The organism is Sinobaca sp. H24 (assembly GCF_023845525.1).
In genome coordinates, this window is the sequence record NZ_JALBWT010000017.1 from 28895 (window position 1) to 41667 (window position 12773).

General features: G+C 34.3%; 14 protein-coding genes and 1 pseudogene. All 15 read left to right on the plus strand.

Annotated features, from left to right (window positions below):
- The 15 genes and pseudogenes from MMY81_RS19350 to MMY81_RS19420 all read left to right on the plus strand — a co-directional run bounded on the left by MMY81_RS19350 (position 1) and on the right by MMY81_RS19420 (position 12773).
- Complete coding sequence (locus MMY81_RS19350) at positions 1–1392, plus strand: aldehyde dehydrogenase (RefSeq protein ID WP_252314133.1); 1392 nt, start codon at positions 1–3, stop codon at positions 1390–1392.
- 305 nt (positions 1393–1697) lie between these two features.
- Positions 1698–2468: a tyrosine-protein phosphatase gene (locus MMY81_RS19355; protein WP_252314134.1), complete on the plus strand. Its 771-nt coding sequence runs from the start codon at positions 1698–1700 to the stop codon at positions 2466–2468.
- 215 nt (positions 2469–2683) lie between these two features.
- Positions 2684–3313 carry a sugar transferase gene (locus tag MMY81_RS19360; protein WP_252314135.1) on the plus strand — a complete coding sequence of 210 codons (630 nt, stop codon included), beginning with the start codon at positions 2684–2686 and terminating at the stop codon, positions 3311–3313.
- Positions 3310–4155, plus strand: a complete 846-nt coding sequence (locus MMY81_RS19365) for an NAD-dependent epimerase/dehydratase family protein (protein ID WP_252314136.1) — start codon at positions 3310–3312, stop codon at positions 4153–4155. Before MMY81_RS19360 ends, MMY81_RS19365 begins: the two co-directional genes overlap by 4 nt.
- 17 nt (positions 4156–4172) lie before the next feature.
- Positions 4173–4865, plus strand: coding sequence for a glycosyltransferase (locus MMY81_RS19370; RefSeq protein WP_252314137.1), 693 nt, complete (start codon positions 4173–4175; stop codon positions 4863–4865).
- Positions 4866–4900: 35 nt separating this feature from the next.
- Positions 4901–5434 carry a glycosyltransferase gene (locus tag MMY81_RS19375; protein WP_252314138.1) on the plus strand — a complete coding sequence of 178 codons (534 nt, stop codon included), beginning with the start codon at positions 4901–4903 and terminating at the stop codon, positions 5432–5434.
- Positions 5435–5459: 25 nt separating this feature from the next.
- A complete protein-coding gene (locus MMY81_RS19380) occupies positions 5460–6764 on the plus strand; it encodes a nucleotide sugar dehydrogenase (RefSeq protein WP_252314139.1) in 1305 nt (434 codons plus the stop codon).
- An 11-nt stretch (positions 6765–6775) separates the two neighbouring features.
- On the plus strand, positions 6776–7879 hold the full coding sequence (locus MMY81_RS19385) for a Gfo/Idh/MocA family protein (protein WP_252314140.1): 1104 nt from the start codon (positions 6776–6778) through the stop codon (positions 7877–7879).
- Complete coding sequence (locus MMY81_RS19390) at positions 7851–8114, plus strand: hypothetical protein (RefSeq protein ID WP_252314141.1); 264 nt, start codon at positions 7851–7853, stop codon at positions 8112–8114. The genes MMY81_RS19385 and MMY81_RS19390 overlap by 29 nt, the downstream gene beginning before the upstream one ends.
- 118 nt (positions 8115–8232) lie before the next feature.
- A complete protein-coding gene (locus tag MMY81_RS19395; RefSeq protein WP_252314142.1) occupies positions 8233–8433 on the plus strand; it encodes a hypothetical protein in 201 nt (66 codons plus the stop codon).
- A 5-nt stretch (positions 8434–8438) separates the two neighbouring features.
- A pseudogene (locus MMY81_RS19400) lies at positions 8439–9360 on the plus strand (DegT/DnrJ/EryC1/StrS family aminotransferase).
- 1350 nt (positions 9361–10710) lie between these two features.
- Entirely contained in the window at positions 10711–11112 is a 402-nt protein-coding gene (locus tag MMY81_RS19405; RefSeq protein WP_252314143.1) for a hypothetical protein, read from the plus strand.
- Positions 11109–11426, plus strand: coding sequence for a hypothetical protein (locus MMY81_RS19410; RefSeq protein ID WP_252314144.1), 318 nt, complete (start codon positions 11109–11111; stop codon positions 11424–11426). The genes MMY81_RS19405 and MMY81_RS19410 overlap by 4 nt, the downstream gene beginning before the upstream one ends.
- Positions 11427–11964: 538 nt before the next feature.
- Entirely contained in the window at positions 11965–12135 is a 171-nt protein-coding gene (locus MMY81_RS19415) for a hypothetical protein (protein WP_252314145.1), read from the plus strand.
- Positions 12136–12140: 5 nt separating this feature from the next.
- Positions 12141–12773 carry a glycosyltransferase gene (locus MMY81_RS19420; RefSeq protein WP_252314146.1) on the plus strand — a complete coding sequence of 211 codons (633 nt, stop codon included), beginning with the start codon at positions 12141–12143 and terminating at the stop codon, positions 12771–12773.

Genomic DNA, 12773 nt, shown 5'->3' on the forward strand with positions numbered 1-12773 from the left:
ATGCAGACCATGGAAACAAACGATGTTCAGGCGATTCTGGATGCGCAGCAGGCTTACTTTTACACAGGGGAAACGAAAAGCACCGCGTTCCGCCTGAAGCAGCTTAATCGTCTCGAACAGGCGATCCACGCCTATGAGGACCAGATCATTGAGGCAATGAAAGCAGATCTTGGCAAGCCTGCATTTGAGGCATACCTGACCGAAATCGGCGTGCTGTTGATGAGCTTAAAAGACATGAAGAAGAAAATGCCAAAATGGGCGGAGCCAAAAAAGGTAAAGGGGACGATTATGCAGACCGGCTCGAAAAGCATGATCTATCCGGAGCCGTACGGTACCGTACTCGTGATTGGTCCGTTTAACTATCCATTTCAGCTGCTGATCGAGCCTCTTCTCGGCGCGATGGCCGCCGGCAACACTGCCGTGCTGAAGCCGTCTGAGTTTACGCCGCACGTAGCCGAAGTTGTTAGAAAGATGATCGCCGAATATTTCGACCCGGCGTACATTACCGTGGTGGAAGGCGAGAAAGAGACGACCTCTGCGCTGATCCACGCGCCGTTTGACTATATGTTCTTTACCGGAAGCACCCCGGTCGGCAAAATTATCATGGAAGCCGCTGCAAAAAATCTCACGCCGGTAACACTTGAGCTCGGCGGCAAGAGTCCGGCCATTGTCGATGAAGACGCGGACTTAAATAAAGCAGCCGAGAAAATTATCTGGGGCAAATGCATGAACAACGGTCAGACGTGTATCGCGCCGGACTACGTTCTCGTCTCCGAAGAGATGCAGACCGCGCTCGTTGCCCGTCTTAAATCGAAGATCCGCGATTTCTATGGAGAGAACCCGCAGGCAAGCCCGGACCTGGGACGTGTCGTTAATGACAAGCACTGGCAGCGCCTCGAGAAGCTGCTGGATCCAGAGAAGGTCGTGTACGGCGGACGCAGCGATCAAACGGATCTATATATCGAGCCGACGCTCATGACCGGCGTAACAATGGATGACGCGGTCATGCAGGAGGAAGTGTTCGGTCCGATTTTGCCGATCATCACATACCGCAACCTTCATGACGCGGTGAATATTGTCCGCTCCTTCGATAAGCCGCTTGCGCTGTATTTGTTTACGAACAATCCGACCGTAGAGGAGCATATTCTACACACGCTCTCCTTTGGCGGCGGCAGCGTAAACGATACGATTCTGCACCTGGCGAATCCTAACCTCCCGTTCGGGGGCGTAGGAAACTCCGGCATCGGTGCCTACCACGGCAAAGCAAGCTTTGATACGTTTACCCACTATAAGAGCATACTGAAAAACAAAAGCTCGTTTTCTCCTTCGGTCATGTACCCGCCTTATAAAGAAAGTAGACTGAATGCCGTAAGGAAATGGTTTTCGAAATAAGAGTTCCACCGCCTTTTTAAAAGGCGGTTTTTCTTATCCAATAATCCTTATCCATCGGGACATAGGGCACTTCATTTCTGAATATTCTATTATATTTGTGAAAAAAAAGAAGGTATTAAGTAACTGGTATTCGTGATAAAAAGTTACTGGATAGTGCAAGAGACACTTCAAAATAGGTAAAAAGTAGACTATAGTGAATAGTAAGCATTTTTCATGCATATTATAAAACATAGATACAGAACGTAATCGGACACGATCATCATGACATAGCACATCTATACTATACTTTAGAGGGGGTCATACGCATGATTGATATTCACACACACGTACTGGCCGGGCTGGATAATGGACCGGAGACGATCGAAGAGAGTGTGGCACTGATTCAGCAGGCAGAAGCGTCAGGTATTCATACAATCATAGCGACCCCTCACCACAACGACGGAAGAAGCTACCATACTGGCGACGAAATTAAACAGCAGGTGAAAGAGCTGAACCGGCGCCTGAAGCAGGAGAATATTCACGTGGACGTTAAAGCCGGCCATGAAATCCGTCTAAACGGAGACACGATGGCGGAACTGTCGGAAAGCAACGCTATTCCGTTATGCGATAGCCGCTATGTGCTTTTGGAATTTCCGGAGCATTCCGTACCGCTGCTTAGTAAAAATGTGTTCTATGACCTGCAGGTGAAGGGATTTCGTCCAATCATTGCCAATCCGGAGAAAGTCGTGGAGTTTATCAGCGATCCGGAACAGCTGTACACGCTTGCGACCAAGGGAGCGCTCATTCAGCTGAATGCAGGGTCCGTTACAGGTGAACATGGGAAAGTCGTCCAGCAGTTCTGCTTTTCATTACTGCAGGCAAACCTGGTCCACTTCATTGCGACAAGTGCGAGCCACATCCAAAACAATCCATTCGTGCTTAAAGAAGCATATGATATGATAGAAGAAGAATTCGGCCGCAGTGCGGTAGATACGTTTAAAGCTAACGCCGGAGCCGTGATTGAAAACGAAACGGTTCTTGTTGATAAGCCGGAACACGTCGGCAGGAAGAAGCGCAGAAGATTCGGCCTGATTTAATAAAAAGACGCAGCCTGGACAGGAGAACAGTTCGTTCTATCCTGACCGGGTTGTCTCTGCGTGAAAAAGTCCAGCCTATTTTCATATACGTCTTGAATAAATAGGAAGTAAATGGGACAATAGCTTGGTGTTTAGATACAATAAAAGGAAAATAATAGAAGTATGATAGAAGGTAAAAATACTTACATAAAATCACCAAGGAGTGGGATACCCCGATGTACGTTAAAATAAAAAGGCTGATTGATGTCAGCCTCTCTTTCTGTGCGCTGGCCGTGCTGTGGCCATATATAGTACTGCTTGCCGTTATGATTAAGAAAGATTCCAAAGGACCTGTGTTTTTTAAACAAAAGCGGGTCGGCCTCCACAAAGAGCACTTCTACATACTCAAATTCAGAACGATGCGTTCAGACACCCCTAAAGACATGCCAACCCATATGCTCCAGGACCCGGAAGCGTTCATTACGAAGAGCGGGAAATTTCTCCGTAAAACAAGCCTGGACGAACTCCCGCAGATCATTAACATCCTCAAAGGCGACATGAGTATCATCGGTCCCCGCCCGGCGCTCTGGAATCAGTATGACCTAATTGAAGAGCGGGATAAATACGGTGCCAACGATGTACCGCCGGGACTGACCGGCTGGGCACAGATCAACGGACGCGATGAGTTGCCGATTGATATTAAAGCCGGCCTGGACGGCGAATATGTGAAGAAAATGGGGCCTTTCATGGACATTCGCTGTTTTCTGGGGACGATTAACAGCGTATTAAAAAGTGACGGTGTTGTCGAAGGCAAAGTGAAAGTATCGGAAGAAGAAAACACGAGTAAGGAGAGCCTGACAAAATGAAGAATATTCTCATAACAGGGTCCAACAGCTATATAGGAAACAGCCTGAAAGAATGGCTCGCGAAATATCCGGATGATTATAAAGTAGAAGCCATAAGTGTTAGAGGCGAGCAGTGGAAGAATGAAGATTTTTCTAAGTATGATGTTGTTTTTCATGCGGCAGGAATTGCGCATCAAAAAGAAACAGATAGAAACGCCGGCGCGTATTACCTTGTAAATCGGGACATAGCTTATAACGTCGCAAAGAAAGCAATAGCAGAGAAGGTAGGACAGTTTATCTTCTTAAGCTCCATGAGTGTATATGGCATGGATACAGGAGTGATTGATGAAACTACAAAACCCAATCCGAAAAGCCATTACGGGAAATCAAAGCTGGAAGCAGAACAGTTAATTCAGCCTTTAGAAGATAAAGATTTTAAAGTAGCCGTTATTCGACCGCCGATGATTTACGGAAAAGGCTGTAAAGGGAATTATCAAAGCTTATCCAAATTAGCTAAAATTACGCCTATCTTTCCCAAAGTAGAAAATCAAAGAAGTATGATTTATATAGACAACTTAAGTGAATTTGTTAGATTGCTTATTGATAATAAAGAGACAGGAACGTTCCATCCTCAGAATGAAGAATATGTATGTACTTCTAATATAGTAAATCAAATAGCTGAAAGTCGTAATGAAAAAATGTTATTGACAAAATTATTTAATTTTGGAATCGATAAAATGAACTTTAATCTTACTAATAAGCTTTTTGGTAACTTGATTTATAAAAAGAACATATCTTCACTTGAAAGAAAATATAATGAATTTAATTTTGTTACTTCAATTAAAAATACCGAAACTGACTAGGGAATGAGGTTAATTAAATGCAAACTAAGAAAAAGGTATGGATATTTCACCATTACGCTACTCCGCCATCAATGGGTGGATTAACAAGACCATTTGATTTTGCAAAAAATTTCGACTCTGAGAAGTTTACTTTTACAATATTTTCATCATCTCATTTACATTATTCCGGGATTAATATAATAAAAGAGGGAAATACATATTACAAAGAAGTACTAGAGTCTGAAATACCATTTATATTTGTCAAAACAACTAATTATAATAAAAGTAAAGTACTTCGATTAAAAAATATGATTGATTTTTATAAAAATTTATTTAAAGTTACTAGCTATTATGCGAAAGAAAAAGGAGAGCCTGATGTAATCATTGCTTCAAGTGCCCACCCTTTAACAGTTATAGCAGGTCAAAAAATAGCCAAAAAGTTCAAAGTTCCATCTATTTGTGAAGTAAGAGATCTATGGCCAGAGAGTTTTGTAGCATACGATATTATAGACTATAAAAATCCTCTTTTGAAATTTCTGTATATGGGTGAGAAGTGGATGTATAAAAATTCTGATAAAATAATATTCACTATGGAAGGAGGAAAAGATTATATAATAGATAAAAAATGGAATAAAGAGAACAATGGACCAATAGATGTTGATAATGTTTATCATATTAACAATGGAGTAGACTTAGAGTTTTTGAATACAATAAAAAAAATCACTCTATAGAAGATATAGATTTAAATAATGATCAAACATTTAAAGTGATATATACAGGTTCTATTAGACTTGCTAATAATATAAAAAGCATAGTTGATGCTGCTTTTTTTATACAGCGAGATTACAACAGCTCAATTGAATTTTTAATATATGGAGACGGTAACGATAGAAAGACTTTAGAACATTACTGCGAGATTCATAATATAAAAAATGTTAAATTTAAAGGTTTTGTAGAAAAGAAAAAAATACCTTACGTTTTAAGTAAATCTAATTTGAATATTTTGCATTTTGAACAAAACAATTTAAAGAAATATGGTGCTAGTTTGAATAAAATGTTTGAATACTTTGCTAGCGGAAAACCAACTTTATCAGACTGTGAATTCAGTTACGATTTAATAAAGAAGTACAAATGTGGAATTGTAGTGGATAAAGCAGAAGCAGAACAATTAGCAGAAGCGGTCATACAATTTTATAATATGCCTTTAGAAGAATATCAATTATATTCAAAAAATGCAAAAAAAGCAGCAAAAGAGTATAGTTTTAAAGTATTATCAGAAAAGCTAGAAAAATTAATTTAGAATTATAAATGAGGAGAAAACAATTATGAGTATAAAAGAAAAATTGGCAAATAAAACCGCGACTTTAGGGGTCGTTGGCTTAGGATACGTAGGTCTTCCTTTAGCTGTAGAGAAGGCTAAAGCTGGTTATAAAACAATAGGTTTTGATGTACAAGATTCGAAAGTTGACATGGTTAATAGAGGAGAAAATTACATAGGGGATGTAGTTAATGAAGATTTAGAATCTATAGTGAAGTCAGGGCTGTTAGGAGCTACAAATGATTTTTCACAAGTTGCAAAAGCTGATTGTATAGGGATATGTGTTCCTACTCCTTTAGATGAGCATCAACAACCAGATACTAAATATATAGAAGAGTCTGCTAGAAGCATTGTTCCATATATGCATAAAGACATGCTAATAGTTTTAGAATCTACAACTTATCCTGGAACTACTGAAGAACTTTTAAAACCAATTCTAGAAACTTCAGGTTTAAAGTGTGGTGTGGATTTTTTTCTTGCCTTTTCACCTGAACGGGTTGATCCAGGTAATTTAATTTATAAAACTAAAAATACTCCTAAAGTTGTTGGAGGCATTACAGAACAATGTACTGAAGTAGCATCAGCACTATATGAAAATATTCTTGAAGCATCCATTCACAAAGTATCTTCTCCTGCAATTGCAGAAATGGAGAAAATTTTAGAAAACACTTATAGAAATATTAATATTGGTCTAGTAAATGAATTAGCAATTCTAAGCAATAAAATGGGCATAAATTTGTGGGAAGTAATTGATGCTGCAAAATCAAAACCCTATGGTTTTCAAGCATTTTATCCAGGACCAGGATTGGGAGGTCATTGCATTCCTTTAGATCCTTACTATTTATCTTGGAAAGCGAGAGAATATGGATTTCATACTTCAATGATAGAGGCATCAATGATGATTAACGATAGGATGCCGGAATATTGCGCAGAAAGAGCAAGTAAAATATTAAATAAATATAAAAAATCTGTTAATGGCTCTAAAGTCTTAATTTTAGGAGTAACTTATAAGCAAGATATGAGTGATTATAGGGAAAGTCCGGCAATAAAGGTAATTAATGAGTTAGAGCATGAAGGTGCTAATGTGGTTTATTATGATTCATTTGTCCCTGAGTATACTGTTGGGGGTAAAACAAAGAAAGGTGAAGAATCATTAACAGCCTCTTTGGTTGAAAATGTCGATTTGGTTATCATAACTACAGCGCATAAAGATGTAGATTATTCATTCGTTCAACAAAATGCAAAATTTATATTTGATACTAAAAATGCAACAAAAGATGTTATATCTAAAGAAAATATCGAATTATTATAAGGAGTGGGATTATGACTTTAAAATATGCATTGATAGGTTGTGGAAGGATTTCGCCAAATCATATAGCAGCAGCACTTAAAAATGATTTAAAAATCGTAGGAATATGTGATGTTGATGCAGAAAAAATGAATAAGTTAACAATTGATTTTAATATAGAAAATACGGCAACTAAATACAATGATTATGAGAAAATGATAAATGAACAAGCACCAGATTTAATAGCTATTTGTACCGAAAGTGGGAATCACGGTAAGATTGCTATTCGATGTATTGAGCTTGGGTGTAACCTCATTATAGAAAAACCTATTTCTTTATCATTAAAAGAAGCAGATGAAATTATAAAAAAAAGCAAAGAATATAATGTGAAAGTAAGTGCTTGTCACCAAAATCGCTTTAATAAATCTGTAAAAAAAATTCGAGAAGCGGTAGTGCAAGGCAGATTTGGGAAATTGCTCCATGGAACCGCGCATATTCGTTGGAATAGAGATGAAAGTTATTATACACAAGCTCCTTGGCGTGGGACATGGGAACACGATGGTGGTGCATTGATGAATCAGTGTATCCATAATATTGATTTACTTCGTTGGATGATGGGCAGTGAAATTGAAGAAGTGGTAGGTATGACAGATAATCTGATGCACGACTTTATAGAAGCAGAAGACTTTGGAATGGCACTTATTAAATTTAAAAACGGCAGTTATGGACTTATAGAAGGAAGTAATAACGTTTACCCTAAAAACTTAGAAGAAACGCTATATATCTTTGGATCTTCCGGTACAGTTAAAGCTGGTGGGAAATCCGTCAATTTAATTGAGGAATGGCTTTTTGCTGATAATTTAGACGATCCAGATGAAGTAAAAGAGGAATATAGAGAAGATCCACCGACCGTCTATGGATTTGGACATACACCTCTTTATTCGGATGTAATAGAAGCGATTGTTAACGATCGTGCCCCATATGTAACTGCTGAAGATGGTAGGGAAGCACTTGAACTAATTCTCGCTATTTATAAATCTTCTGCAGAGAATAAAAGTATTAAACTCCCTATGAAAGAGTGCAATTCGTCAGATTTTATGGGGAGGTTTAATGATGGGATTTTATCTACACGAAAGTAGTTATGTTGATACTAATGTAAAAATTGGAGAAGGAACTAAGATTTGGTTTTTTAGTCATATTCAAAATGGTGCAGAATTAGGAAATAATTGTTCTATCGGACAAAATGTTAATATTGGACAAAATGTAAAAATTGGAAATGGAGTAAAGGTTCAAATAATGTTTCCATATATGAGGGAGTTATATTGGAAGATTATGTTTTTTGTGGGCCTTCTATGGTATTTACAAATGACTTAACTCCTAGAAGTAAATTCCCAAAAGAAAAAAAAGCTATAAAAAAACAATTGTTGGATATGGGGCTTCTATTGGTGCAAATGCTACGATAGTTTGTGGAAACCATATAGGGAAATGGGCGATGATTGGATCAGGTGCTGTAGTTACTAAAAATGTTCCTAATTATGCTGTAATGTTAGGGGTTCCGGCTAAGCATAGAGGATGGGCCTGTGAATGTGGAGAAATTCTTAATGAGAACCTTGTATGTAGTAATTGTTTTAATGAATTTAAATTAATATCTAATGATAGTTTAGAAATTATAGAACGTAATGGTAGGAGGTAATCTATATGGAATTTAGAGACTTGAAAACTCAATATAAAACATATGAATCCGAAATTAACAATGCTATTCAAACGGTTATTAATAAAACCAATTTTATTGGAGGCGAAGAAGTAAAAGACCTTGAGATAGAGTTAAGTAAGTTTGTGGGAGTAGAACATTGTATAACATGTGCTAACGGTACAGAAGCTATGACACTATTAATGATGGCTTGGGAAATACAGCCGGGAGATGCGATCTTCATTCCGATTTTACGTTCTTTTCCACTGGAGAAATAGTTTCTTTTAGAGGAGCCACACCTATATTTGTCGATGTCGACGAGAGTACATTCAATATTGATACTGTAAAACTTGAAAAGGCAATAAAAAATGTAATTAAAGAAGGATTATTGACCCCAAAATTAATCATTCCAGTAGACCTTTTTGGACTTCCAGCTGATCATGAAAAGATAGAAAAAATAGCAGAAAAATACAATCTTTACGTATTAGAAGATGGTGCTCAAGGGTTTGGAGGGGAAATAAAAGGTAGAAAAGCTTGTAGTTTCGGTCAAGCAGCAACTACGTCTTTTTTTCCAGCGAAACCCTTAGGTGCATATGGCGATGGGGAGCTATCTTTACTAATGATAGCAAATTAGCTGAGTTGTTGAATTCATTAAAAATACATGGAAAAGGTCAAAGTAAATATGACAACGTTAGAATAGGTTTAAATTCAAGATTAGATACAATTCAAGCAGCATTATTAAAAATAAAATTGGCAGCTTTCAAAAATTATGAATTAAAAAATATTAATAAAGTAGCAAGTATGTATAACGAAAAACTTAATAATTTAGTCGAAAAACCGCAAATTCCAAAAGGTTTTTATTCTAGTTATGCTCAATATACTATTAAACTAAAAAATAAAAGAGATAGAGAAGCGTTAAACAACTGTTAAGTGAAAACAACATTCCAAGTATGATTTATATATGCTAAGCCATGCATGCTCAAGATGCATTTAATTATTTGGAATCAAATAATGATAATTTAGAAGTTACATCATCTTTATGTGATAGAGTTTTGTCATTACCCATTGATCCTTACAAAACAGAAAGCGAATAAACTTAGTAAGTAATATTATTAATAGTTATACAGAAAAAGTGACTGATAAATGAGAGTTTTACATATAAACTCATATTATGGCGGCGGTATGTTATACAAAAATCTATACGATAAACAACTAGCAAGCGGATTAAATATTACCGTGTATTTACCGACATCTGAACCAGAGAAACTTCAAAATTTAAACTTGGGTGATTACACTAAGTTAGTGTGAATCATAACAAATATGATAGGTTTATTTTTCATTTAAAACATCACAAAATTAGTAATGACTTGATAAAAAAATTATGATCTAGATAATTTTAACATTGTTCATGCTCATTCATTATTTTCAAATGGTTATATTGCTATGAAATTTAAAAAATGTATAAAATTCCCTATATAGTCGCAGTAAGAGATACTGATGTTAATGTGTTTTTTAAAAGAATGGTTCATTTAAGAAGTTTAGGAGTCGATATCTTAAAAAGAAGCAGAATAATATTTTTATCAATTTCATATAGAGATTTAATATTAGAAAAGTACGTTCCTGAAGATTTAAAAGAAAAAGTTTTTAGTAAGTCAAGAATTATCCCAATGGTATTGATGATTTTTGGTAAATAATAAAGGTACACCAAAAGTTCTTAACAATAGTAAGGAATTAAATATAATATGTGTAGGCTTAATATGTAAGCGTAAGAATCAATTAACACTCATAAAAGCTTTAAATATTTAAGAAGTAAAGGATATAATATTAAATTAACTTTGATTGGTAAAGTTATAGATAAAAAATTTTTAATATAATTCAAAAGACTCCTTTGTTAACTATATGGAGCAAATAACCAAAGAACAAATTAAGAAGATATATAAAAAAAACGATATATTTATAATGCCCTCAATTACTGAGACATTGGTTTAGTTTACGCAGAGGCTATGAGCCAAGGTCTACAGTTATTTATTCAAAAGGACAAGGATTTGATAAACAATTTAATGAAGGAGATGTAGGCTATCATATTGACTCTAATAGTCCGCAAGATATATCAAAAAAAAATATTAAAAAATACTAAATAATTACGAACAAATATCTAAAACGTGTATAGATTCGAGTACCAAGTTTGATTGGAATATAATAAATAATGAATATATTAATATTTATAATAAAGTGCAATTGCATTGAAATGAATGATAGGCCTACAAAGAGAGGATTCCAATGTTAATTAGACCGGAGAATAAAACTTTTAATGTAGAAAAAGATGATTTAAAAATCAGTTTGGCTTTGATGGGATCATTTGTAATTCTTACAATACAGTTTTTTGTGTTGATTTACTTTGATCTTTTAGATACACCTAGAGCTGAAAATATACAATTAATTTCGAAAATATTAGTTGGCTTGGCCTTTTTATATGCTTTTCCATCAGTTGTAAGAAGGAATAAAATTTTGCTATTAGCAGTTTATTTTATTTCAATATTACTCTTTATTATTCATTATTTTATTTTTCCACAAAATCAAGTATATATAATAGGGTTGATTTTTCCATTTTTTTTCACTTGTCTACCTGCTTTCTTGTATAGTTTTAGTATTTATAATTGGCGTATTTTAGAGAAGTTATGAATAAATCAAGTTTCTTAGTATTCATAATTGGAGCGATATTAGGAATATTAATTATCACTGGAAACTTAACTGCTGATGAATATAGTATGGCATTATCTTATTATATGTTACTACCAGCAATAATATATTTTGATAAATTTTTTGATAAATATTCATTGATAAATAGCTTATTCGTAATAATATCACTAATAGTTATACTTGCCCTTGGTTCAAGAGGAGCAATTTTATGCTTTTTAATTTTTGCTATATTAAAAATTGTAAGAAACGATAATTTTTTGACATATAAGAAAGCTTTTAGTTATTTATTTTTTTAATGATAGTGTTGATTATATATTTTTCATTAGATAAATTACTCGAACAATTATACAACTTTTTATTAGGTTTTGGGATACAAAGTAGGAGTATTAATTTGTTATTAAGAGACGAAATTCAATTAAGTGGTAGAGAAAACATTTACCAACAAGTTATTAATAAAATAGTTGAAAATCCTATGTTAGGAATTGGAATTGGGGGGATAGAGTAACAGGTAATGGATATGTTCATAATATTTTTTTTAGAAATACTAGCTAATTTTGGAATAATAGGTGGAGGTTTTACACTTATAATATTACTGATTTTAATAGTAAGAGGACTATTAAATAAAATATTTTGGTATACAATATGCTGATTATTTGGATTAGTTTAGGTTTTATTCATCTAATAGTAAGTGGCTCTTATTTGATCGATATAAAGTTTTGGATACTAATGGGGCTGATTTTAAATTTATCATTTGTTAACAAAACTAATTTTCAATAAAATTCCCGTAAAGAATAACAGATTGTCAAAATAATAAAGCAAAGAAAGGAGTAAATTATGAAAAACATAGCCGTTGTATCTTTAAAATATCCTCCAATATATTCTGGTTATGGTAACCAAGCAAAAATGGTTCTCGATGAAATATCAAATAATTATAATGAATTTAATTTCATTATATTAACTGGGAAATTTCCAAAATCAAAAAAAAAAGCAAATTGCATACAATAAAAGTATTGGGATCTAAAAAACTTTTTGAGCTAAATTTAAAAATAGGATCTATTTTTTATGGAATTCATTGTTTTTATTGGTTAATTATAAATTCAAAAAAATATGAAATGATTCATTGTATAAGTGGTCATGCGCCAACTGCTTTACCGTCTACACTTGCAGGAATCTTAATAAATAAAAAGGTTATCATTAAAATTACTCAAGCTGAATTTCGTTCAAATAACAAAAGCATAAAAGGTATTCATAAATTAATAAGGTATATTCGAAAAAAAATAATTTTTAAAGCAGATTATTTTATTGCGATAAGCGAGCAAATTAAAGAGGAGTTAGTTGATTTTGGCATTCATGAAAAAAAAATAGTTAATATACCAAATGGAGTAGACAGTTCTATTTATCATCCAATTTCCTTGAAAGAAAAAAATGCGTTGAAAAAATCGATGGATCTTTCTTTAAATTCTTTAGTTTTATTGTATGCTGGTTCTTTAAGTTCGAGAAAAGGTATTCATGACTTATTAAAAGTTTTAGAAGAATTAAAAAATAGAAATGATAAAGAAATTTTTGTTTATTTATGTGGTCCTGACTATGAGAATGTTTATGAGAATAATATAAAAAATATGAAATTCGACGTAATGTTATAG

What these genes read in the sequence shown, in the direction of transcription:
- MMY81_RS19350 (WP_252314133.1), top strand. Translation starts at nt 1, where the DNA reads ATGCAGACCATGGAAACAAACGATGTTCAGGCGATTCTGGATGCGCAG.
- MMY81_RS19355 (WP_252314134.1), top strand. Translation starts at nt 1,698, where the DNA reads ATGATTGATATTCACACACACGTACTGGCCGGGCTGGATAATGGACCG.
- MMY81_RS19360 (WP_252314135.1), top strand. Translation starts at nt 2,684, where the DNA reads ATGTACGTTAAAATAAAAAGGCTGATTGATGTCAGCCTCTCTTTCTGT.
- MMY81_RS19365 (WP_252314136.1), top strand. Translation starts at nt 3,310, where the DNA reads ATGAAGAATATTCTCATAACAGGGTCCAACAGCTATATAGGAAACAGC.
- MMY81_RS19370 (WP_252314137.1), top strand. Translation starts at nt 4,173, where the DNA reads ATGCAAACTAAGAAAAAGGTATGGATATTTCACCATTACGCTACTCCG.
- MMY81_RS19380 (WP_252314139.1), top strand. Translation starts at nt 5,460, where the DNA reads ATGAGTATAAAAGAAAAATTGGCAAATAAAACCGCGACTTTAGGGGTC.
- MMY81_RS19385 (WP_252314140.1), top strand. Translation starts at nt 6,776, where the DNA reads ATGACTTTAAAATATGCATTGATAGGTTGTGGAAGGATTTCGCCAAAT.
- MMY81_RS19390 (WP_252314141.1), top strand. Translation starts at nt 7,851, where the DNA reads ATGATGGGATTTTATCTACACGAAAGTAGTTATGTTGATACTAATGTA.
- MMY81_RS19395 (WP_252314142.1), top strand. Translation starts at nt 8,233, where the DNA reads ATGATTGGATCAGGTGCTGTAGTTACTAAAAATGTTCCTAATTATGCT.
- MMY81_RS19405 (WP_252314143.1), top strand. Translation starts at nt 10,711, where the DNA reads ATGTTAATTAGACCGGAGAATAAAACTTTTAATGTAGAAAAAGATGAT.
- MMY81_RS19410 (WP_252314144.1), top strand. Translation starts at nt 11,109, where the DNA reads ATGAATAAATCAAGTTTCTTAGTATTCATAATTGGAGCGATATTAGGA.
- MMY81_RS19415 (WP_252314145.1), top strand. Translation starts at nt 11,965, where the DNA reads ATGAAAAACATAGCCGTTGTATCTTTAAAATATCCTCCAATATATTCT.